Raw genomic sequence first — 21,548 nt, forward strand, 5'->3', positions numbered from 1 at the left:
CCGCTCGTCTCGCTACCTGCTTATCGAAGCCAGCCTGTGCGCGGCGCGAGCCAGGCCCTCGGGCGATGAGTGTCGGGTGCCGCCTGCGCGGGCGACGCCGGAGCGACATTCCCGTTGACAGGAAGTTCGGCCGCAGGCAGCGACAGCGCATCGGCCATCCGCGCCCAGCGGCCGTCGCCCCAGCCATCCATCCCCAGCGCCGCCGCGGCCGCGCGGGCATAGACCCGGCAGTCCAGCGCCTCGTTCCTCTCGCGCGTCTTCACCCACTCCAGCCGGCGAAAGCCGTTGCGGCCGGCCCGGGCGACGAGCTGCTCGGCGGTGAGCTGGCGGCAGAATTCCTCGCCCGCCGCGTGCACCGGCAGGTGCACGTAGCCCGGCGGGAACGGGTCGCCGCTCTCCTCGGTCGGCCGGTCGAGCTTCAACCAGCCGTAGGTCTCGGCCTTCAGGAAGGAGGATCCCACGGGCCAGACCTTCAGGCCGCCGAGCTTGCGGCCGTTCCGCCGCACCTCTGTCGCGGCCGGCTGACCGACCGCGGCGCGCAACCCATCCTGGCCCTTCACGGCGATGGCGCGGCCCGCACCGGCCCGCCGCACGAAGGCGTACACCTCCGCGGTGGTCATGCCGTCGCCGCTGTCGATCGCCGCCATGGCGATCGGCAGGCGGTGCCCGCTCGCGTGTCGCCAGGTCTCGCCCAGCAGCAGCCGCAGCTCCTCCCACACCAGCGCCTCGAACGGGTTCCCCGCCAGCACGCGGTGCTCGACCAGCCAGGACTGGCGGTCCTGGCCCCAGGCCCAGAGGCTCGCCTCGAGGCGATCGCGCTGAACGTCCACGCCCGCGGTGAGCAGCAGCCCGCCCATCGGCACGGTGCCGGCGGGCCAGTGCTCCCGGCGGTCGTAGAGGCGCTGCCAGTCCGGCGCCTCGCCCGCCTCCTGCCAGGTCTCGCCGAGCACGGTGTTCCGGAACGTCTTGATCGCCCGGTCGTCGCCCTGCGCGGCGAGCCAGAGCCGGGCGATCTCCGACCAGGGCATCCAGCCCGGCGGCGAGTAGAGCGCCGAGATGTGGAAGCCGACGGCGTGCGGGTCCGTCGCCGTGGCCGTGGCCCGCCATTCCCCCGCGGCCAGCATCGCCGCCTTGTGCTGCTCGCCGATCGCCGCGTCGCAGTCCTCGCAGAGGTAGCGCGTCGTCTCGGGCTCGCCGTCGTCCCAGACCAGCCGCTCGAAGCGCAGGTGCTGGCGGTGGCCGCAATGCGGACAGGGCACGAAGTAGCGCCGCTGGTCGGTCGCAAGGTATTCGCGCTCGATCCGCGACAGCCCGGCGATGGTCGGCGTGCTGACCAGCAGCATCTTGCGCCGCCAGCCGAAGGTCCGCGCCCGTGCCTCGGCGAGCGCGATCGGATCGCCCTCGCCCTCGACATCACCCGGATAAGCGTCGATCTCGTCGAGGAACAGGAAGCGCGCCGACATCGAGCGCAGGCCGACGGCGCTGTTCGCGCCAGTCATCACCAGCTGGCCGCCGGGGAACTCCTTGCTGAGCTGGCGATTGCCGCTGTCCCGCGAGCGGGCTGGTGCGACCCGCTCGCGGATCGCCGGCGTCTCCTCGACCAACGGATCGATGCGCTGGTCGGAGAAGCGCTTCGCCAGTTCCGTCGTCGGCTGCACCGCGAGCATCGGCCCGGGCGCGTGGTGGATGACGTAGCCGATCCAGTTGTTGCCGCACTCGGTGCCGCCGACCTGCGCGCCCTTCATGAAGACCACGCGCCGTGCCGGGTCCGCCGGCGACAGCGCGTCCATGATCTCGCGCAGATAGGGCGTGCGTGCGGTGCGCCACGGCCCGGGCTCGGCGGAGCCGCGGCTGCCGAGCAGGCGATGTCGGTCGGCCCATTCCGACACGAGCAGCGCCGGCTCCGGCGCCATGCCGTCGCGCCACGCCTGCAGTATTTTGGCGTCGCCCTCGAAGCGGCCGAGCTCGTCGAGCAGATGCTCGCCCACCATCAGCCGACGGTCACTCGGACATCGTGTCGCTCGGCCAGGTGCTGGCGCAGGCGCGTGTCCATCATGGTCTGCAGCCGATGCACATCGACGCCGAGCTCGGCCGCCATCTCGGCAGCGACGCGGGCGGGCCAGGCTAGGATGGCGTCGCGCTCCTCCTTGGCGAGCCGGTGCACGAGCAGGAGCGCGCGAGCCTTGTCGACCAGCTTGCCCTTTCGTTCGTCGAGCCGTAGCCGACGCTCCTGCGCCTTCAGCACCTCGTTCGCCGTGCGCGCATCGTGGAAGGTGTTCTGGGCGGCGCGCGGCAGGGGATCGGCGGCCGGCGGAATCGCGGCGACAGGCGGCGGCGATGCGGGCCGGGGTGCTGCCACTGCTGGCTGCACCAGAGTCGCGGTCTTCCGGACAGGATCGCTGCTGTCCGCCAGCCGCGCGCGAACCTTCTCGACATCCCAGGCGCCGTCGGCCTCGGGCGCGATGCGGCCGGCGCGCTGCGCCTTCTGCAACGCCGTGTGGGAGATGCCGAGGCGGCGCGCCACCTCGCGCTGCGAGGCCACGCGGCCCGGCTGCGCGGTGGCGATCATGATGTGATCGAGGCCCCTCGAAGAAAGCAATCGCCGTCGTGCCGATGGCGCTTGGCTCAGCCCCCGCCGCAGCGCGAATGGTCGGTCACGCGCGGAGCACCGCGCGCCAGACGGAGACGAAGATGACCGACCGCGAAGCCCGCGCCGCCCGCAATCAGCAGAAGAGCCTCGAAGCCTTCCTGCAGCAGAAGGCCCGCTTCGACGCGATGGTCGCCGAGCTTCAGCAGATGAGCGCGGATCACTTCGGGGCGGATCCCGAGGAGGTCCTCTGGGGCGAGGCGGCGACGCTCGAACACTGGAACAGCCGACTGGCGAGCGTGACCGATTGCTACTTCAAGCGCGGCGAATTCGCCGAGTAGCCCGCCACGCGGCGCCGCCACCGCCCCGACAGGCAAGGCCTGCGGGGCTCGGGGTGGTAGCACCCGGCTGGTCGGGTGCCGAACCGGAGATCCCGACGATGAAGCTTTCCGATACCCAGCGCGTGATCCTGAGCGCCGCGGCGCAGCACGAGATGGGCCTCGCCCGCGCGCCGAAGACCCTGCCGGCCGCCGCCCGCAACGCGGTGTTCCGCAGCCTGATCAAGAACAACCTGCTCACGGAGATCAACGCCCCGCGGGAGCATGTCGGGCTCGGCTGGCGACAGGATGAGGACGGCACCTGGATCGTCGCGCGCATCACCGACGACGGGCTGCGCGCCATCGGCATCGACCCGAACGAGGACGACGCGCGCGAGGAGGACGAGCAGAGCGCCGAGGCCATCGCGCGCCGCAACGCCGAGCGCCACGCCGTCGCCGAGGCCGTCGCGCCGGTGGCCGATCCGGCGCCCACGGGCGGGGAGGAGCCGGCGGAGGGGGATGCCCCCGCGGAGGAGTCCGAACCCGCCCAGGGCGCGCCCGCGCCCGCCCTGCGCGCGAGCCTGCGCGACGCCGCCGCGGCGGTGCTGGCCGCCTGGGACGACGAGGCCAACCGCGAGACCGACATGATCACCGCCCTCGACGGACCGATGCAGGCGCTCCGCGCCGCCCTCGCCGGTAAGCCGCCCCGCGCACCGCGCGAGCCCGGCACGCCGCGCAAGCCGCGCGAGGGCACGAAGCAGGAGACGGTCCTGGCGATGCTCCGCCGCAAGGAGGGCGCGACCATCGCGCAGATCTGCGAGGCGACCGGCTGGCAGCAGCACACGGTCCGCGGGTTCTTCGCGGGCCTCAAGAAGCGCCAGGGGATCGAGGTGCAGGTGCTGGAGCGGGTGCGCCAGGTCGGCCCGAACAAGGAGGGCGCGAAGGGGTCCTACACCGTCTACCACCTGCCGGCCTGACGCGCGCCGCACCGATCATGCCGCCGCCCGCGCGCCGCGGGCGGCGGCGATGTCGTCGAAGACCCGCTCATCCCCCGCCAGCACTGCCGCACGGCCCGTGAAGGCCTGCCAGCGGCGCACCGCCACATCGACATAGCGGGCATCGAGATCCATCGCGAAGCAGATGCGACCAATGGTCTCCGCGGCGATGATGGTGCTGCCGCTGCCGCAGAACGGCTCGTAGACCGCATCCCCCGGCGCGCTGTTGTTCAGCATCGGCCGGCGCATGCACTCGACCGGCTTCTGCGTGCCCTGCACCGTCGCCGCGTCCTCGTCGCCGCCGGTGCTGATCGGCCAGAGCGTCGCCTGGTCCCGCGCGCCCTGCCAGTGACCGGTCGCTCCCTTGCGCACCGCGTAGAGGCAGGGCTCGTGCTGCCAGTGGTAGTCGCCTCGCCCGAGCACAAAGCGCGACTTCGCCCAGACGATCTGGCTCCGCACCGCGAAGCCGGCGGCATCGAGGCTCTCGATCACGGTCCGCGCGTGCACGCCGGCGTGCCAGACATAGGCCACGGCGCCAGGGAACAGCGTCCAGGCGTCACGCCAGTCGGCGCGGTCGTCGTTCGCCACCTTGCCTGTGCGCATCGTGGCCGAGACGCCCGCCTCATTCCGCCACTCGGGATCGTAGTTCACACCGTAGGGCGGGTCCGTGATCATCAGGTGTGGCCGCGCGCCGTTGAGCAGCCGCGCGACGTCCTCAGCGGAGGTGGCGTCGCCACAGAGCAGCCGGTGCGGGCCGAGCAGCCACAGATCGCCAGGCCGGGTGATGGGAGCCGGCGGCGGCTCCGGCGCCGGTGCGTCGGGGTCCCCGCAAGGTGCGGCCGGGGCGTCTGACGCCGCCTCGTCCAGCAGCCGGTCGAGCGTCGCCCTGTCGAAGCCGATCAGCCCGAGGTCGAACTCGTCGGTGCGCAGCGCGCACAGCTCGGCGGCTAGCAGTCCCTCGTCCCAGGTGGAGTTCAGTGCCAGCTGGTTGTCCGCCAGCCGGAAGGCCCGCGCCTGCGCCTCGGTCAGGTGCCCGAGCCGGATCGCGGGCACCTCCTCGAGGCCGAGCGCCTTCGCGGCGAGCACGCGGCCGTGGCCGGCGATGAGCACGCCGGCATCGTCCACCAGCACCGGCACGTTGAAGCCAAACTCGCCGATCGAGGCCGCCAGCTGCGCCACCTGCTCGGTGGGGTGCAGCCGTGCATTGGCGGCATAGGGCGCGAGCGAGGCCACCGGCATCATCTCGACGCGGAGGTCAGGCAGCATCGGCCATTGCCTCCGCGCGCGCGGCGGCGACGGCATCGTAATCTCGCCCGTCATCGGCGAGCGTCACCGGCAGCTCGGGATTCAGCATCCGCCAGCGGGCGATCGCCAGGTCGACATAGGCCGGCGCGAGTTCGATGGCGCGGACCCGCCGCCCGCTCCGCTGGCCCGCCAGGATGGTCGTCCCGGAGCCGCCGAACGGCTCGAACACGACGTCGCCCTCGTCCGTGTAGGCGCGCATCAGGAACTCTGGCAGCGCGACGGGGAACACCGCCGGGTGCTCGGTCTCGATGCCCCGCCCCTTGTGGCGGGTGATGCGCAGCACGCTGTCCGGGATGCGCATCTCCTGCACCGGCAGGCCGATGTGGGTGTAGGCCTTCACCTCGCCGTCGGCGGCGCGGAGCCCGCTGCCCTTGTTCGGCGTGCCGGCCCATTTGCACGGCACGATCTTGTTGGCCTGGCGCGCCTCGCGATTGAAGTGGAAGACCAACTCGAAGGCAGGCGCGAGGCGCCCGTTCCAGTCGCCCGGCAGGCCGGGCCCCTGGTCCCAGGCGTAGAGCCCGAAGCGCCGCCAGCCCTGGCCACGCATCCAGTCGAGCCAGCCCTGCCAATAAGGCTGCCATTCCCCCTCGCGATGGATCAGCCCGAGATTCACCAGAACCTGCGCGTCGCGGCGCAGCGCGCCGTCGAGATGGGCGAACACGCCCTGCATCAGCGCATCCCAATCGGAGACGCCGCCGGTGGTGTAGTCCCGCTGGTTCCCGTAGGGCGGGCTGGTGAAGAGCAGCGCCGCGCGATCCGCGCCCATGACGCGCGCGACGGTGCTGCGGTTCGTGCTGTCGCCGCAGGCGAGGCGGTGCTCGCCCAGCAGCCAGATGTCGCCGACCCGCGCGACCGCCTGCCGCGGCGGCTCCGGCGTGGCATCCGCGGGGTCGTCGGCTGGCTCGGCGCTATCCGCGTCCGGCTGGTTGCCAGGGGCCGGCTCGGCACCGCTGGCAACCGCCGGCGCCGGCAGGTTGCCGGCATCGGTTTCCAGCCCGGCCAGCAGCCGCTCGATCTCGGCGGCTTCGAAGCCGGTCAGCGCCAGGTCGACGCCGCCCATCTCCTGCAGCTTCGTGACCTCGGCCGCGAGCAGCGCCTCGTCCCAGCCGGCGTTCAGCGCGATGCGATTGTCCGCGAGTCGATACGCGGCCTTCTGCGGCTCGGTCAGGCCGGTGCGGACGATGGTCGGCACGGTGTCGAGCCCGAGCGACTTCGCAGCCAGCAACCGTCCGTGGCCGGCGATGATCTCGCCACGCTCGTCCACCAGCACCGGCGCGACGAAGCCGAACTCGAGGATGCTTGCCGCGATCTGCGCCACCTGGTCGGCGGAGTGCGTGCGCGCGTTGCCGGCATAGGGCAGCAGCGCGGCGACCGCGCGCGCCTCGACGGCGCTCGCGGCCCAGGGGGCCTTGGGCATCGGGACCTGCTGACGGAAATGGGAGTGCGTTGTGATGGAGCTCAGGAGCACTTCAGTGGATGTGGAGGAGGGGAATTGAACCCCTCGCGGTGCTCTCTGCCTGTGGCCGTACTATGCTTTCAGTTCCGTCGCCGGCGTGGATCGGCAACCACCAGGTCTCCACAACACCGCAAGCTTCACCACGCCCAAGAGTTCGACGTTAGCAACCATGATGACCTCCATCGTCAGCGAAATGTTCACCGCAATGGAGACCGTGATGGCCGCGATCCACGCCGCGACGGCAGCCTGCGAGCGAAAGTAAAGCCCTGCGGCAAAGCCATCTCTGCAAGGTTGCCGAGTTCCAGATCTACCCGCAAGCTCCGAACGATCGGCGCGGCAACCTGGCAACCTGGAAGACTGGCCTGGCGCTAGGAACCTTGCGCGCTTCCGCCCCCCGCATACGCCTGGCCCAGGAAGGACCCTGCGGTTCGCGAGCCACTGTCTCGATCGAGCGACGCTGTGGCCGGTGAGCCACCGCCACCAGCGAGACGCACGCCTCGCCAGTGACGGCAGACAAGCATGGCGAAATCACACCGAGCAATGCACTCATTGAGGCTGTGCAGATTTTGCAGCAGCAGCGTCCGTCGAAGCGACCGATGCTGTTGCGGCGAATGCAGCACGGGCGGGCGGAGCAAGGCCGTAGTGCGCCGTCAGAATGCCGAGTGTTCCGAGCAGGATTCCGTGCGCGATCGCAGGCGTGACCGCGCGCCCGTTCCAGCCCTGGCGCAGCGCCCAGTCGCGTACGCTATGCTCGAGGCCGAGCACGTACCAGGCGATGCTGCCGGATGGGCTGCCGAAGCCGCCGAGATGCGTCATCGCGCGGGCTACGCGCTCGCGTGCGACGGTCTGGCTCTCGGAGAGCAGGTCTGCCTTGCCGCCGGGGATGCGGATCATCGGCATGGTCCGCACGCGATCGAGCGCCGCACGCTGGAACACGGCGCGGAAGATCTCGCCTGCCTCGTGCATCTGCGGCGTGATGCTGCCGTTAGCGAGCAGCACGCCCAGACTGTCGACAGCGCGACGGTGCAGGATGGGCGTGCCCGTATCCGGATCGGTCCCGCGGACGCCCTCGTCGAAGCCGCCGTGCTGCAGCCGCCACCTCGAGGGCCTGGAGAGATCCTCGCGCTGTGACGTCGTGCGCTTCGCCTTCCGCTTACCTGCCATCGCTGTCGCCTCCCTGCCGCCGCCCCCAGCGGCGATTGGCCTCGTTGGTGATCGCCTGGCGCAGCCAGGGATCGCTGATGTCGTCGACCGGGATCGCGGCGACGCCGTGCCGGTGCCAGGCGGCGGCGCGCATGGCGTTGAGCTCGGGCTCGCTCGTCGGGCTTCGCAGCCGCCCGATCGGACTGCGCGCGAGGGTGGGTGCGCCGGGGAGGCTCATGCACGGCCTCCCTGTGCGTCGGTGAGCCAGAGCAGGATGGCGATGGCGTCGGCCTCATTGTCATCGGCCGGCGCGAAGCCGCGCGCCTGGATTGCTGCGATCATCGCCGCCTTGTCGGCGTTGCCGCGGCCAGTCGCGAAGCGCTTGATGGTGGCAACGGGCACGCCCTCGTAGGCAATGCCGCGTTCCTCGCACCAGGCGGAGAGGTGGGCCAGGAAGCCGCCGTAGAGGTGCGCGGCGTCGGTGCCGGCGTGGGCGCGGACTTCCTCGAAGGCGATGCGGGAAAGGCCGCTGGCGAGGCCGGCCATCTCGGTCAGCCATCCGCGGAAGCGGAGGTAGCGCATGCCGCCGCCCTCGAAGCGGCTCGGCTTGAAGGAGATGGTGCCCGAAGTGATGCCGCCGTCGTGGCCGCGGAGCGCCCAGCCGGTGGTGGTGCCCAGGTCGAGGGCCAGGACGGCGTGATGCCGCAGGGCGACGTGCGGCGGGGCGGTGAGCGGCGGCCCGCTTGCGCGCGCCGCGGGCATGGGGAGAGTCGCGAGAGCCATGGGGTCTCCGAGAGGGGATCGTCGTGGTGAGGGCGGCGACGGCGCGGTTCTTGGCGGAGCTCGCCGTTGCTGCCCGGCTTTTCGGGATGGACCGCTCGCAGGCGGCCCGGTGCTGTGCGGGCGAAGCCTCACGGCACGCCGTCCAGCCACGGAGGCGCCATGGGGGTCTGTGGGGGTCTTTGGTTGGAAGATCCCCCGGCGGAAACGCAAGTATCTCCTGGGCTTTGGGGGTCTTGGGGGTCTTGGGGGACTTTTCTGGCCTCTTCCTCACGCATGTGCGCGCGCATGTGCGCAGGGGTTGGAAAAAGACCCCCAAGACCCCCAAGACCCATCAACCCCGCGGATTTCCTGGCCTGAACCAATGGGGGTCTCGCCGCGTGAGACCCCCACAAGACCCCCAAGACCCCCACGTACGGGCGCCGCCTCAGCGGGTTCGAGGCGCCAGCGTTGCGAATTGTGCAGCACCTTCCCCTGCCGGAGGTGGACCAGTCGGTCGCTGATGCGGAAGGCGCGGTCGCGCAGCTTGGTGAAGGCCGCCCCGAGCGAGACCTTCAGGCCATGCTCGTTCTTCGCGCTGATTGGCAGGCTGGCCTCGGCGCTCTGCGCCAGGCCGAGCAGATCGCTGACGCTGACCTCGGCGCTGCCGAAGCGGTCCCACCAGAGCTGGATGAAGGCGCGCCAGGCCCCGCCCTCGCTGTCAGAGGCGGCGATCACCTCTTCGAGGTTCTCCAGGAAGCCAGCGACGCCCGCGACCTGCAGGATGCCGCCCAGCGTCTGGCTCCATACTTCGAAGCTGCCCAGGCTGTGGGCCCCGCGCGGACGACCTGCTGCGATCCAGGCGCGGCACAGCGTGAGGCAGGCCGCGACCAGGCGCCCGCGCTGGGCTCGGACCCACACCATGAGGTCGGGATGCCGGAAGCCATCGCGCCGCCACGGCTGGTCGGTGCGGGCGTCGAGGCGGATGCGGACGAGGCGGCGGGCGATCTCGTGCGAGACGGCCGGGTTGTTGCCCGTAGCGACCCAGGCGCAGCGCACCGGCAGGCGGACCATGTCCGAGGCGCCGAGCACGCGGTCCTCCCAGACCGGAGCGGTCAGGGCCGCGGCAAGGGCGGAGCTGTCGAGTTCCTGGCGGAGGTTATCGATCAGGAGCAGCGTTGGCAGCTGGCGCAGCTTTGCGGTGAGACGCTTGCGCCATTCGTCCTCGTCGCGCCCCTCCGTCATCACGGATGCGCCGGCGCCGGTGAGGATGGTGGCGATGGCGTCCACCATGAGCGTCGCGCCGGTGCCGGGCGTGGGCTTCTCGATCATGTGCAGCGGCGTCGGCGCGTCGATCATCGGCCGCACGAAGCCGAGCAGCAGGAGCGCGAGCGCGTGGGCACGCTCCGCCTCGCCGGTGAAGGGGAAATCGCCGAGCAGATCGTCGAGGAGGAGATTGCGCGCAGCCGCAATCTCGGGTGGCGTCGGCCGCTCCGGCACCGGCGGCAGCACGAAGCCCGGCGGCGGGCGGTAGAGCAGCCGGGCGTCGGGGTGGTAGCCGGGCTCGGTGAGCAGCACGCCGCCGCGACCGAGCACGGGCGCCGTGACGATTCCAGCCAGTACTGGCAGCGCCGGGTCAGGCGTGGCGACGAGCGACTTCACCAAGCCTGTCGGCGGCGGGGTGGGCACGAGGTCGCCCTTGGCGTTCGCCTTTCGCCAGTCGGCGAGCTTCGCCAGCATGTGGCGCAGGCGCTCCTCGCGCACGGTGACGGCGACGGGCCGGCCGTCATCGTCGGGCACGACCCAGGATGGCTCGCCGCCGAGACGGAACAGCCAGGGCGAGCGGTTGGCGGACAACACGAGGCCCCAGGCGCGCGCGGTGGCGCGGTCGAGATTGCCCTCGTCAGCGCGGGCGGTCGGGAGCGGATGTGCCGGCTCCAGGAAGCCGATGGGCAGGTGCCGGCCGGTCTCGGGCTCCTGAGGCGGTGGTTTGGGAGCGGCGCTGCGCATCGCCTGGTCGACCAGCGCGGCGATCGCCTCCGCCCCGTCACGCAGGAGCATGTCGTTGAAGTCGTTGCCCTCGCGTGGAGGCAGGGCGATGGAGACCTCGCGACCCTCGAGGCGAAGCTTCGCGGCGGCGGCTTCGGCGGCCCGCGCGCCCGCACCCGAGGCATCGTGGTCGGCGAGGATGACGACGCGCCTGACCTCGGGCGGGAGCAGCGCCTGCTCGAGGCCGGTGGTCGAGAGCGCGGCCCAGACTGGCAGCCCGGGGCAGGCCAGCATCGCCGAGAGCCCGGTCTCGATGCCCTCGCAGAGGCCGAGCACACCATGTGGGCCGAGCGGGGCCAGTCGCACCGTGCCGCCACCGCTCCGGCCGAGCACCATGCGCGGCTTCGGGATTTCGGCCTTGCGGACCGCCTCGCCATCCTCTCGGAGGTAGGTCCGGTGCACCGCCACCACCTCGCCGGCGAGGTTTCGGACCAGCGCGACCATCGCCGGATAGCCGGCGCGGGTTTCGAAGTTCGCCAGGTCGGGGTGGAAGAGCAGGTCCGCGCCGTCCGACACGGAGAGCCCGCGGCCGAGCAGGTAGCGCTCCGCCGCCGTGCCCTGGATCGGCAGCGCATGCTCCAGGATGAAGGCGATGTCGCGGGAGGCGTCGCGCTCGGCCTTCGGCGGGGGCGGCGGCTCCTGGCGCGGAGGGCCTTCGCCGGCCCAGCCGGTCATGCCCGTCGCGTGCGCGAACAGCGCCCGATCCGCCAGCCCTGTGCCGTGCGCCAGCGTCGAGAGCGGCCCACCGCCATCGCCGCCGTCGAAGTCGTGCCAGTCGCCGGCGTGCTCGCCGCGCAGCATGATGACGCAGGAGCCCGACTGCCGCGGCGGCGCGCCGTGGATGTTCGCCAGTCGCCATTCGTCGCCCTGCCGCCGGCCGTTCGGGAACATGCCCGGCACCCAGGCAGGGGCCGTGTCACGCAGGCGCTGCACAATGGCCTCGAGGTCGTAGCGCGCCGGCGCCGGCGCCGCGTCGTTCAGGTCAATCAAGCAGCACCAGCCCGCGCTCGGCGCGCGTGATCGCGGTGTAGAGCCAGCGGGCACGGTCGTCGGGTGTGCGGGAGAGGCCGTCGTCATAGACGACGACATTCTCCCACTGGCTGCCCTGCGCCTTGTGGCAGGTGATCGCGTAGCCCCAGGAGGTCTCGATCAGGCCGCGGAGCTCACGCCAATCCTGCCGCGCGCGATCCGGCTGCAGTCGGACGTGGTCGTCGTAGTGCCCCTTGTAGAAGCGATGCCGGCCGGCGATCGCGAGGCCATCCTCCGTCGTAACGCTGGCACGGAAGGAAAGAGGGCCGTCATCCTCGATGTCGGTGAGGTTGACGAACATGCCGTTGACCAGGCCGAGGTCATGCCGGTTCTTGAGGCAGATAATCTTTTCGCTGCAGCCCTCTGGATAGGTGGCCGAAAAGCCGGCCGCCGCCTTCATGGCGCCGTTCAGCCACAGCCTGGTGCTGTTCCGTCCGCAGATGACCTGGCCGCCACGTAGCATCTGCGCCGCACCGACGGCGTTCCGCGGCAGCTTCCAGACATGCTCGTCATGCCCGCCAGGCGGGATCTCGATCCCCTGCCGCGCCATGGTGGCGAGGCGGATGATGGCGCTTTCGCCGGCCTGGCGGTGGATCTCGGTCAGCACCACGTCGGGCGGCGCCTCGGTGAATGCACCCGCGCCCTTGATCGGCGGGAGCTGGCCAGGATCGCCGAGCACGAGGATCGGCTTGCCGAAGGCGAGCAGGTCGGCCGCCATCTCCGGTCCGACCATGGAGACCTCGTCCAGCACGACCAGCGCGGCGTCCCGCACGCGCGATTGTTCGTTCAGCAGGAAGGAGGGCTTGTGGAATTCGGCGAGACGGAGCTGCAGCTTGCTGATCTGCGTCTCCGCGAAGGCCCGCTCGGCAGGGCCCATGCGGCGCAGATCGCGCTGGAGGTCGAACAGCTCCTTCTCGACGCGTGCGATCTCCTCCGGCGTCGCCTCCGAGACGCGGTAGATGAGGGAGTGGATGGTCGAGGCGGGCGTGCCCTTGCGCGTCATCACCAACGCGGCCTTGCCGGTGAACGCCGCGAACAGCACGCCCCCGGCGGTGTCGCCGTCGCGCGCCATGGGGTCGAGGCCGAGCGCCTCGATCGCGGCCGCGGTGATCGTGCTCTTTCCGGTGCCTGCATAGCCGAAGAGTCGGAACACCTGCTGCTGGCTGCGGCGCGTCCGATACCAGTCGACGATACCGGCGATGGCCGCGGCCTGCTGCGGCGAGGGTGTGATGCTCATGCCGGCGCCTCCCAGCAGCGCGTGGCGTAGGGGCAGAGGCGGCAGAGGAAGAAGTCGGCGGCCTGTGCGATGCGCGGCGGCAGCTCGCCCGCCTCGGCGGCGCGGAGGATTTCGGCGGCGTGGTCGGACAGGCGTTGCGCCTCTGCTGATTCGAACGGCACGGCCTCGTGGTGAAGGGCGAGCGTGTCGCGGTTCAGCGCGGTGAGCAGCGCCACCTCGAGCTGGAGGTACGCCATGTAGAGCTGCACCTGCGCGAAGTAGATCGGCTTGGAGAAGCGCAGCCCGCGCTTGAGCAGGTCGGTCCAGGACTTCTGGCCGAGCGCCTTGTGCTCCCATAGGGCAGGCCAGCGGACGCCAACATCGGGGCCGGCAACGATGACGCCATCTGCGTGGCCGCGGAGCCGCCCGCCTGCGGCGGCAAAGCCGAACTGCTCGCCATCGGCGCCACGGTCACGCAGGTCGAAGCCGGCCAGGCGGAGCCAGCGGATGGACAGCGCTTCGAACTGGTGCCCCGCATCGAAGACGCGGAGGATGCCAGCGTCAAAGTCGCGATCCTTCGGCGCGTGGGTGATCTCGTAGACCAGCTTGCGGGCGCAAGGCTCGCCGACGCGGCTGCCACCGAGATAGTCGCGAGGCACCTGCTGCCGCTGGCGCGCGAGGAGCGCGGCGTCGATGTGCATGTTGATGCGCGCGGTGATGACCGCGGCGTCGCTTGGCTGTGCGTCGCCCCGCCCATAGACAGCACCGGAGCCGTGGTTCAGGTCGAGCAGCACCGTCACCTCAGAACGGAATGGGATCGTCGAGCGGATCGCGCTCGGCTGCCTGGCGCTGCATCGAGGCCTGGAAGCCGTCGACGCAGGCCTCGATGATGCGATCGATCTCCGCCGCGCTGCGGTCGTGGAACGGCGCCATGAGCTGCAGCTCGACCAGCACCTCCGCGAGCGGCCGCCGCGCCTCCTTGATCGCGCGCGCCTCCATCTGCGTCTTATCGATCACGCCGTTCGATCTCCGCGCGAGCGCGCCACCGGCGTCGCAGCAGGCCATGCTGCAGAACCGGTGGTGCGGGAACTCGCCGAGCCGCATCTCGTGCACGTAGCCGAAGCCCTTCGCCTCACGGCTGCACAGGGCGCAGACCAGGCGACGAACCTGGTCCTCCGGCCTGCAGCCCGGCAGCGGCATCGGCTTCGCGGCGGCAGCGCGGACCTCCCGTGGCCGGCTCCAGCGTCGTCGGGCCATGCCGCCATTAGCCGTTCAGCCAAGCCGGACCGTTGGCGAGCGGTGCCTGCGGCGGCGCAGCCGCGGGCGGGGCGGGCGGCGCGGCGGAAGGGGCGGCCCATGCCGGGGCGGCGGTCACCGGCGCCCGGGGTACGCCCGTGTTGGCCCAGGCGGGCGCCGCCGCAGAGGGTGCGGAGGCGGGGCGCGGCGTCCGATGCGTGGAGGGCGACGGCGGCACCACCTCGCCGGCCATGATGCGCGCGTATTCGGGCTCGCCCGGCAGCACGACCCGGTCGAGCCTGTTCTGGTCGCCATACTCGGCGTTCGTCGATGCCTCGACCTTGATCTTGGCGGCGAAGGTGATGCCGGAGAGATCGGCCAGCCCACGCAGCACACGCTTGGCCTTGGCCGCCTCGCTCATATCCTGCGGATCGAGGCCGAGGGCGCTGTCGATCATGGCGCGGAAGGTCCCCTTCGAGATCTTCCAGGCGATGGAGACGCCGTGCTCGTCGACCTTCCCGCCAGCGATAGTGAAGTTCTGCCAGAACTTCCGCTTGGCATGCGGGCCGACCAGCACCGTGAACTCGGCATCGATCATCTTGGTGTCGCCGCCACTGCGCGAGGCCTTCAGCAACCCGCGGTCGACTTCGCCCTGGCCGTCAATCCCGCCGGGGCGGATCACCATCGTCACCTTCGCGAAGGTGCCGTCCGGGATCAGGTCGGAGCTGCGCGGCAGCTCGGCATCGTTCATGTCGTACATCGAGGTCTCCTCTCGGCTCAGGCAATGGGCGCAGCGGGGGCGTTGATCTTGCGGAGCAGCGCGGCGAGGTCGGCGGGCTCGGTCTCGTCGAGCCGGCCAGAGCGGTCCTTCGCCGGCAGGCCGAACCGATTGCCGGCGCGGCACACGAAGCGCCGCTCGGTGCCGCGCTCGGGGTCATGGCGCAGCGTGCCGTCCTCCTCCCGCGCGAAGAGCGACATGGAGATCACCTGGTCGACGATGCCGGGGAGCTCGCGGCCGGCTTTGCCGCCCTCCATCTGCGGCTGCCAGCTGACCTTGCCGAACTCGTCGGTGTGCTTCTCCAGGATGCCGACCATGATCGTGGTCTTGCCTGGTGCGTGCTGGAGGTGCTTCAGCAGCCCGATCACCTCGCGCGCCATCAGGCCGTAGGCACCTCGCACGTCGGGCTTGCCGGTTTTCTCGGAGAAGGCCTCGGGCTGCTTCTTGGCCCAGGCCATCGCCTGGCGCGTCAGGTCGGTGATGCTGTCCAGGAAGACGATCGACTTGCTGGCGAGCAGCGCGACCAGCTCGGGATGCTGGCCGGCGAAGTGCGTGTAGTGCTGCTGCGAGAAGAACGCCTCCGGGGCCGCGGCGGGGTTTGACCCACCCACCAGCGAGGCGAGCACCACCATGTCCTCGAAGCAGCGGACAGGGATACTGTTTCCCGGCCAGTCCTGGACCGACTTCATCCCGGCCTCGAGGTCGATGCAGACCGTCTCGCTGGGTGCGAGGCGCTTCAACTGCGTTGTCTTGCCGACGCCGGTCGGACCGAATAGCGCGATGGTGGTCTTGTTCGCCGCGCGTGACAGGCGCTCATCGGCGGTGACGATACGAAGTGCCATCAGCGCGGCCCTCCGATGGCAGGGCGAATGCCGGCGCCGTGCGGACTGTCGCGCAGGGCGACGTTGTTCAGGATGGTGAGGCGGTAGCTGGGCTTTCCGGTCCGCACGGTCCGCGCGGGCTCGAAGGCGCAGCGGACACGCTCGGGCCAGGCGGCATAGGCGCGCTCCGATACCTTGAAGGTGAGCTCGACATACTCGCCCGGGTCCTCGCCGCCGGCGCGGATCTGCTCCACCAGCGCGGCGAGGCGCCGCTGGTCCCATTCCACCCGCTTAGGCAGTTCGACGGCAACCTCGACGGTCCCGTCCTCGAAGCGGACGATGCCGGTGTCCTTGCCCGCCGCTGCGCGGGCGCCGACCGCGCGCTGTTCGTAGCGGAGCGCGATGGCGCCCTCGATCCAGTCGAGGGTGCGCTTGGCCGCGTCCAGCGCCTCGCGGGCATCGGACTGGAGCAGCGCGAGATGCTCGGCCGGCAGGGCGATCACCTCACCCACCGGCAGCTGACGCAGCGCGTCCAGGGTCGGACGGTTGGAGCGCGTGTCCATGGTCAGGCGGCCTCCTGCATGGGCGTGGCGCGGACCACGGAGGCGCCATCGGCGATGGCCGGGGCTGGTGTCGGCTCCGGGATCCGTAGCGCGCGGCGGAGGTCCGCCGGCATGGCGGAATGCGGGATGCGTGCGAGGGCGCTGCGCCGCAGCCGCAGGGGGCAGAGGTCAGCGATCTCGCACCAGGCTTCGCGCGTCTGGCGCCAGTTGGGCCCGCTATCCAGCAGGAAGCGCACCGCCTCCTCGCGCTCCTGCGGCTTGAGGCCAGGCGTGAAGGTGCGGCGCGGCCCCTGCGGCGTGTCGATCATCCGCGGGCGGGCGAGGCGCGCATCGGGGGTGGCGGCGTCCTCCAGCGCGCGGTGGATGACGGCCGCGGCGAGCTGGATTTCGGGAATAGGCAACCGTTCGGACAGCATGCAGCGATGCTCCGTGAAGGGCGGGGACGGGTCGGGCGTGGAGAAGGAGAAGGACGGGGCGGGGCTATCCGTCGTCGGCCCCGGCGCGGGGCGGATCGCCGGTGGCCGCGGGCGTGCCGACCAGGTCGGCGGGGCTGAGCGCGATGCCCTGTGCGGCGGCCAGCGCCAGGAGACGCTGGTGGTGGCGCGCGGGGACCAGCCCGCCGCTGCCGCCGCGGTGCTTGGGCAGCGCCCAGCGATGCACGGCGCTTCGGTCGAGGCGGAGCAACTGGGCGAGCGGGCCTGCGCCGCCGAAGCGGGCGAGGACGGTGGCGGCGGGATCAACCGGGGGCATGGGCGATAGGTAGATCGTCCTCCGCGCGCGCCACAATGCACTATTTGCGCGTGCCGTGGTTGACCCACCTCGCATTGCGGATTACGCAACATCATCCCCGGTATCCACAGCTTTCCCCATGGACAGCCGGGGCGAATCCAGGTGGGAGCCCCTCCATGCCGACAGCCCGATCCGTGCGCAGACCGATGCGGCGCGCCGAATCGCCATGCTGACAATCGAGCAGATCCGGGAAGGGCTCGCCCAGCCCGGCAAGTCGCAGAAGGGCCTGGCCGCGGCGATGGGCGTCGACAACAGCACCATAAGCCGGCTGCTGGCGGGCAAGCGGCCAATGCGCGCCCACGAGATTCCGGTGATCCTCGGCTACCTGGAGGCGGGTTCGAGCGTGGCCGGGGGACGCGCGCGCGCAATGCCGGAGATCGTCCAGATCGGCGGTGACCGATTCGCCATGCTGCCGGTCTACGACGACATGGTCTCTGCGGGCCCGGGGCTCGAGGCCGAGGACGCACCGCCCTCCTATCGCATTGCGTTCCGGGTGGACTGGCTGCGCCGCGCGGCGCGCGGGAACATCGGCGATCTGGTGGTGCTGACGGTCGACGGCGACTCGATGGAGCCGACGTTGCGCCAAGGCGATTCGGTGCTGGTCGACATGGGCCAGCAGCGGCCGGGCCAGAAGGACGGGATCTATGTGATCCGCACCGATGGCGGTCTGCAGGTAAAGCGGGTCGCGGTGAACCCGACCAACGGGCGGATCAGCGTGATCTCGGACAACAAGGACCTGTATCCGACCTTCAGCGACATCCAGCCGGACGCGATCCACGTCATCGGGCGGGTGATCTGGCTCGGGCGCCAGGTCGGGATGTGAGGGCTGCGCGCCCGCTGCAATCAGTGCATTGCACGGGCGGTCGCTCATCTGGCAGCAGCGGGGCATGGTCCGCCTCGCCGCCCAGCCCCTCAATCAGCATCTCCCGCCCCACCTCCGCGAGGTGTGCGACCTTCTCGCCCGCGGCCTGCTGCGGCTGCGCAGCCGCGCTGCCGAGCAAGCAGCGCGCGACGCCGCGGACAGCGGAGAGCGGCCGCTACACTTCACGGCCACGCAGCGCCTGCATGCGAACCGGACCACCCGGAGAGACGCATGACGCGCACCACGAAGCCCAAGCCCACCCCCCGGCCGGCGTTCACCGCCCCCGCCATCCCGCCCGCCGACGTGCTCGGCCGACTCGCCGCCCTGAAGAGCGCCGCCACGCCGGTGCTGAAGCAGCAATGGCGGGACCTCTTCGGCACGGAACCGCCGCCCTACAACCGGCGCTTCCTGGAAAGCCGCCTCGCTTACCGGGTCCAGGAACTCGCCTATGGCGGCCTGAAGCCCGAGACGCTGGCCCGGCTTGAGGCGCTGGGCCAGCAGTTCGACGGCGGGAAGGTCACCGTCCGCCGCATGCGCGGCGACGACAAGCCGATCGCCGGCACCCAGCTGATCCGGGAGTACCAGGGCGTCGAGCACGTCGTCACCGTGACCCGCGCTGGCTACGAGTATGGGGGCCAGCCCTACCAGTCGCTCTCCGCCATCGCCCGCGCCATCACCGGCACGCGGTGGAACGGGCGCGTGTTCTTCGGGCTGCGCCCGAGCCGGAGTGCTGCGGCATGAAGCGCGACGCGAAGCCGGCCGGCGCGATGCCGGCGACCGTGCGCAAGCTGCGCTGCGCGGTCTACACCCGGAAGTCGAGCGAGGAAGGCCTCGACATGGAGTTCAACCCCTCGACGCGCAGCGCGAGGCCTGCGAGGCCTTCATCGCCAGCCAGCGTGCGGAGGGCTGGGTGCTGGTGCGCGACCGCTACGACGACGGCGGCATCTCCGGCGGCACCCTGGAGCGCCCAGCCCTGAAGCGGCTGGTCGCGGACATCCAGGAGGGGCTGGTCGACGTGGTGGTGGTCTACAAGATCGACCGCCTCTCCCGCTCGTTGGTCGACTTCACCAAGCTGGTCGAGGTGTTCGATGCGAACAGCGTGACCTTTGTGTCGGTCACCCAGTCCTTCAACACCACCACCAGCATGGGGCGGCTGACGCTGAACATTTTGCTCAGCTTCGCGCAGTTCGAGCGTGAGGTCATCGGCGAGCGAATCCGCGACAAGGTGGCGGCGTCGCGCAAGCGGGGCATGTGGATGGGAGGCTACGTGCCGCTCGGCTACGACGTGCGCGACCGGAAGCTCGTGGTGAACGACGCCGAGGCGGCGCTGGTGCGGCGGATCTTTCAGGGCTTCGTGGAGACGGAGTCCTGCACCAAGCTGGTGCAGATCCTGCGCGGCGAGGGCGCCACCACGAAGCGGGGTCGCCCGCTGACGAAGAGCGACGTCTACCGCATCCTCAGCAACCGCGTGTACCTCGGCGAGGCGGTGCACAAGGGCACGGCCTATCCCGGCGAGCACGACGCCATCGTCGCGCAGGCGCAGTGGGACGCGGTGCACGCCGTGCTTCAGGTCAGCCCGCGGGTGCGGGTCAACCGAACGCGGAATACCACCGCGCCGCTGCTGCGCGGGTTGATCTTCGACAGCGAGGGGCGCGCCATGTCGCCGAGCCATAGCCGCGGCCGGGGCGGGCAGATGTACCGCTACTATGTCAGCCAAGCCGTGCTGAAGGGCGGCGCGACGGAGCGGCCGGCGATCGCACGCCTCCCGGCCGGGGAGATCGAGGCCGCGGTGGTCGCCCAGGTTCGCGCGCTGCTGCGGCAGCCCGAGATGGCGGTCGGCACCTGGCGGGCGGCACGCGCAACGGTGACGGATGTGTCGGAGCAGGAGGTGGTGCTGGCGCTGGAGCGGATCGAGCCGCTGTGGAACGAGCTATTCCCTGCGGAACGGGCGCGCATCGTTCGGCTGTTGGTGGACCGGGTCGACGTCCGGGCCGAAGGCGCCGCGGTGCGGCTCCCACTAGACGGGCTCGGCAGCCTGGTCCGTGACCTCGCCGCGCGAGAGCCCGAGGCCGGGAGGGCTGCGGCATGAGTGAGGAGGCGCAGACCCTCACAGTGGTCATCCCGCTCCGGGTGAAGCCGCTCGGCGGGCGGAAGGCGATGGTCACGCCCGGCGTGCTGGCGCTGGAGCGTCGGCAGGACATCACGCTGATTAAGGCGGTCGCACGCGCCTTCCGGTGGCGGCGGATGCTGGAATCCGGCCAGTTCGCCACGATCAAGGACTTGGCAGCGGCCGAGAAGATCAACTCGTCCTATGTCTCGCGCGTGCTGCGGCTGACGCTGCTGGCCCCCGACATCGTCGAGGCGATCCTGGATGGGCGGCAGCCTGAGGGGACGACGCTGCCGGCGCTGATGGAGTCGTTCCCGGTAGAGTGGCCGTCTCATACCGCCGCGCTGATGAACTGACTCGGCTGTGACCCCACGGCGGCGCCGGTCGTGATTCCCTCTGGGCGGGTGGACACGGAGGGGCCGATGGGAGGGGCGCTGGCGATCCGGACGGACGTGGTGAGCGCGGCCCGGCTGCGGCGGCTGGCACGCCGGGAACGGAACCCACGCACGGCGTCGCGGATGCTGGCGATCGCGGGCGCGCTGGAGGGTATGAGCCGAGCCGAGGCGGCGCGCCTGGCGGGGATCGAGCGGCAGGCGCTGCGCGACGCAGTGATCCGCTACAACGCCGAGGGCCTGGACGGACTGCGCGACCGGCCGAAACCGGGCCGAACCCCGACGCTGACCGAGGCGGAGCAGGCACTGCTGCTGGACGCTGTCTTCCGCGGCCCGGATCGCGCTGAGGACGGCGGCACCGACTGGACCCTGCCGATGCTCTGCCGCTGGATCGAGCGCCGCTTCGACAAGCGGTTGCACCCGGCCAGCCTGTCGCGGGTCCTGCGCCGCCTGGACCTGTCGCGGCAGAAGACCCGGTCGCTACACCCGATGGCTGACGAGAAAGCCAAGGCTGCGTTCGCAAAAAGGGGCTCCGCGACGCGCTGACGGCGGCGTCCAAGGCGAACCCGGGCAAGCGGATCGAACTCTGGTTCATGGACGAAGCCCGCGTCGGCCAGAAGGGTCGGACAGGGTTCCGCTGGTGGGTGCGCGGCGAGCGCCCGCGCGGGCTGTGCGACCGGCGCTTCGAATGGGCCTATCTGTTCGGCGCCGTGCGCCCGGCCACCGGCGGCGACTTCGCTCTCGTGCTGCCGGAAGTGTCCACCGGCGCGATGCAGACCTTCCTCGGCCACTTCGCGGCCACGCTGGCCGAGGACACCCATGCCGTCCTCGTGCTGGACAGGGCGGGATGGCACGGATCCCGGAGCCTGGTCGTGCCGCCGAGCATCACGCTCGTGCCGCTGCCGCCCTACGCGCCCGAGCTGAACCCGGTCGAGCGTGTCTGGCTGTTCCTGCGTGAACGCTTCCTCTCGCACAGGCTGCTCGATGGCTACGACGACATCGTCAGCGCCTGCTGCGAAGCGTGGAACGCGCTGACGCCAGAGCGCCTCCAATCCCTCTGCGCGTTCCCCTGGCTCGCGAAGGTCAGTTCATAGGCTCGGCGGTATCAGCTCTCTTTGGGCTGTTCGCGCCCAGGCAGCGACCG

General features: G+C 71.1%; 24 protein-coding genes. 8 read left to right on the forward strand and 16 right to left on the reverse strand.

The window, feature by feature from the left end:
* Positions 1 to 20: 20 nt before the first annotated feature.
* A complete protein-coding gene (locus ICW72_RS02275; protein WP_191084751.1) occupies positions 21 to 1,991 on the reverse strand; it encodes a phage terminase large subunit family protein in 1,971 nt (656 codons plus the stop codon).
* Positions 1,991 to 2,569 (reverse strand): elements of external origin, encoded by a 579-nt coding sequence (locus ICW72_RS02280; RefSeq protein WP_191084752.1) that lies wholly within the window; start codon positions 2,567 to 2,569, stop codon positions 1,991 to 1,993. Before ICW72_RS02280 ends, ICW72_RS02275 begins: the two co-directional genes overlap by 1 nt.
* A 122-nt stretch (positions 2,570 to 2,691) precedes the next feature.
* Here ICW72_RS02280 and ICW72_RS02285 point away from each other — a divergent pair, with 122 nt between their 5' ends.
* Positions 2,692 to 2,928: a hypothetical protein gene (locus tag ICW72_RS02285; protein WP_191084753.1), complete on the forward strand. Its 237-nt coding sequence runs from the start codon at positions 2,692 to 2,694 to the stop codon at positions 2,926 to 2,928.
* Between the two features lie 98 nt (positions 2,929 to 3,026).
* Positions 3,027 to 3,881: a DUF3489 domain-containing protein gene (locus ICW72_RS20505; protein ID WP_223880757.1), complete on the forward strand. Its 855-nt coding sequence runs from the start codon at positions 3,027 to 3,029 to the stop codon at positions 3,879 to 3,881.
* 15 nt (positions 3,882 to 3,896) lie between these two features.
* Here the strand turns inward: ICW72_RS20505 and ICW72_RS02295 are convergent, their stop codons facing one another.
* The 14 genes from ICW72_RS02295 to ICW72_RS02360 form a co-directional block, all read right to left on the reverse strand.
* Positions 3,897 to 5,165 (reverse strand): site-specific DNA-methyltransferase, encoded by a 1,269-nt coding sequence (locus tag ICW72_RS02295; protein ID WP_191084754.1) that lies wholly within the window; start codon positions 5,163 to 5,165, stop codon positions 3,897 to 3,899.
* Complete coding sequence (locus ICW72_RS02300; protein ID WP_191084755.1) at positions 5,155 to 6,621, reverse strand: site-specific DNA-methyltransferase; 1,467 nt, start codon at positions 6,619 to 6,621, stop codon at positions 5,155 to 5,157. The genes ICW72_RS02295 and ICW72_RS02300 overlap by 11 nt, the downstream gene beginning before the upstream one ends.
* 585 nt (positions 6,622 to 7,206) lie before the next feature.
* Positions 7,207 to 7,824, reverse strand: coding sequence for a hypothetical protein (locus ICW72_RS02305; RefSeq protein WP_191084756.1), 618 nt, complete (start codon positions 7,822 to 7,824; stop codon positions 7,207 to 7,209).
* Positions 7,814 to 8,041 carry a hypothetical protein gene (locus ICW72_RS02310; RefSeq protein ID WP_191084757.1) on the reverse strand — a complete coding sequence of 76 codons (228 nt, stop codon included), beginning with the start codon at positions 8,039 to 8,041 and terminating at the stop codon, positions 7,814 to 7,816. Before ICW72_RS02310 ends, ICW72_RS02305 begins: the two co-directional genes overlap by 11 nt.
* Positions 8,038 to 8,565 carry a crossover junction endodeoxyribonuclease RuvC gene (locus ICW72_RS02315; RefSeq protein WP_223880758.1) on the reverse strand — a complete coding sequence of 176 codons (528 nt, stop codon included), beginning with the start codon at positions 8,563 to 8,565 and terminating at the stop codon, positions 8,038 to 8,040. The genes ICW72_RS02310 and ICW72_RS02315 overlap by 4 nt, the downstream gene beginning before the upstream one ends.
* A gap of 288 nt (positions 8,566 to 8,853) precedes the next feature.
* Positions 8,854 to 11,601, reverse strand: coding sequence for a DUF7146 domain-containing protein (locus ICW72_RS02320; RefSeq protein WP_223880759.1), 2,748 nt, complete (start codon positions 11,599 to 11,601; stop codon positions 8,854 to 8,856).
* Positions 11,594 to 12,877 (reverse strand): ATP-dependent DNA helicase, encoded by a 1,284-nt coding sequence (locus ICW72_RS02325; RefSeq protein WP_191084759.1) that lies wholly within the window; start codon positions 12,875 to 12,877, stop codon positions 11,594 to 11,596. The genes ICW72_RS02320 and ICW72_RS02325 overlap by 8 nt, the downstream gene beginning before the upstream one ends.
* Complete coding sequence (locus tag ICW72_RS02330) at positions 12,874 to 13,650, reverse strand: hypothetical protein (RefSeq protein ID WP_191084760.1); 777 nt, start codon at positions 13,648 to 13,650, stop codon at positions 12,874 to 12,876. Before ICW72_RS02330 ends, ICW72_RS02325 begins: the two co-directional genes overlap by 4 nt.
* A 7-nt stretch (positions 13,651 to 13,657) precedes the next feature.
* A complete protein-coding gene (locus tag ICW72_RS02335) occupies positions 13,658 to 14,113 on the reverse strand; it encodes a DUF6511 domain-containing protein (protein ID WP_223880760.1) in 456 nt (151 codons plus the stop codon).
* A gap of 7 nt (positions 14,114 to 14,120) precedes the next feature.
* Positions 14,121 to 14,852: a hypothetical protein gene (locus ICW72_RS02340; RefSeq protein ID WP_191084761.1), complete on the reverse strand. Its 732-nt coding sequence runs from the start codon at positions 14,850 to 14,852 to the stop codon at positions 14,121 to 14,123.
* 17 nt (positions 14,853 to 14,869) lie between these two features.
* Positions 14,870 to 15,712 (reverse strand): ATP-binding protein, encoded by an 843-nt coding sequence (locus ICW72_RS02345; protein WP_191084762.1) that lies wholly within the window; start codon positions 15,710 to 15,712, stop codon positions 14,870 to 14,872.
* Positions 15,712 to 16,254 (reverse strand): hypothetical protein, encoded by a 543-nt coding sequence (locus ICW72_RS02350; protein WP_191084763.1) that lies wholly within the window; start codon positions 16,252 to 16,254, stop codon positions 15,712 to 15,714. Before ICW72_RS02350 ends, ICW72_RS02345 begins: the two co-directional genes overlap by 1 nt.
* A 2-nt stretch (positions 16,255 to 16,256) precedes the next feature.
* A complete protein-coding gene (locus ICW72_RS02355) occupies positions 16,257 to 16,670 on the reverse strand; it encodes a hypothetical protein (RefSeq protein ID WP_191084764.1) in 414 nt (137 codons plus the stop codon).
* A 64-nt stretch (positions 16,671 to 16,734) separates the two neighbouring features.
* Positions 16,735 to 17,004, reverse strand: coding sequence for a hypothetical protein (locus ICW72_RS02360; RefSeq protein ID WP_191084765.1), 270 nt, complete (start codon positions 17,002 to 17,004; stop codon positions 16,735 to 16,737).
* 118 nt (positions 17,005 to 17,122) lie between these two features.
* Between ICW72_RS02360 and ICW72_RS02365 the strand changes: the two genes are divergently transcribed.
* The 6 genes from ICW72_RS02365 (at position 17,123) to ICW72_RS02390 (ending at position 21,498) form a co-directional block, all read left to right on the forward strand.
* Positions 17,123 to 17,866, forward strand: a complete 744-nt coding sequence (locus ICW72_RS02365; protein ID WP_191084766.1) for a LexA family transcriptional regulator — start codon at positions 17,123 to 17,125, stop codon at positions 17,864 to 17,866.
* Between the two features lie 270 nt (positions 17,867 to 18,136).
* On the forward strand, positions 18,137 to 18,646 hold the full coding sequence (locus tag ICW72_RS02370) for a DUF2924 domain-containing protein (protein WP_223880761.1): 510 nt from the start codon (positions 18,137 to 18,139) through the stop codon (positions 18,644 to 18,646).
* Positions 18,534 to 19,994: a recombinase family protein gene (locus ICW72_RS02375; protein WP_332308970.1), complete on the forward strand. Its 1,461-nt coding sequence runs from the start codon at positions 18,534 to 18,536 to the stop codon at positions 19,992 to 19,994. The genes ICW72_RS02370 and ICW72_RS02375 overlap by 113 nt, the downstream gene beginning before the upstream one ends.
* Positions 19,991 to 20,368 carry a hypothetical protein gene (locus ICW72_RS02380; RefSeq protein WP_191084767.1) on the forward strand — a complete coding sequence of 126 codons (378 nt, stop codon included), beginning with the start codon at positions 19,991 to 19,993 and terminating at the stop codon, positions 20,366 to 20,368. Before ICW72_RS02375 ends, ICW72_RS02380 begins: the two co-directional genes overlap by 4 nt.
* A 162-nt stretch (positions 20,369 to 20,530) precedes the next feature.
* Positions 20,531 to 20,950 (forward strand): helix-turn-helix domain-containing protein, encoded by a 420-nt coding sequence (locus ICW72_RS02385; protein ID WP_191084768.1) that lies wholly within the window; start codon positions 20,531 to 20,533, stop codon positions 20,948 to 20,950.
* A gap of 47 nt (positions 20,951 to 20,997) precedes the next feature.
* Positions 20,998 to 21,498: an IS630 family transposase gene (locus tag ICW72_RS02390; protein WP_232370761.1), complete on the forward strand. Its 501-nt coding sequence runs from the start codon at positions 20,998 to 21,000 to the stop codon at positions 21,496 to 21,498.
* The last annotated feature ends 50 nt before the right edge of the window (positions 21,499 to 21,548 follow it).

The sequence above is a fragment of the Roseococcus microcysteis genome (assembly GCF_014764365.1).
In the GTDB taxonomy this organism is placed as follows: domain Bacteria; phylum Pseudomonadota; class Alphaproteobacteria; order Acetobacterales; family Acetobacteraceae; genus Roseococcus; species Roseococcus microcysteis.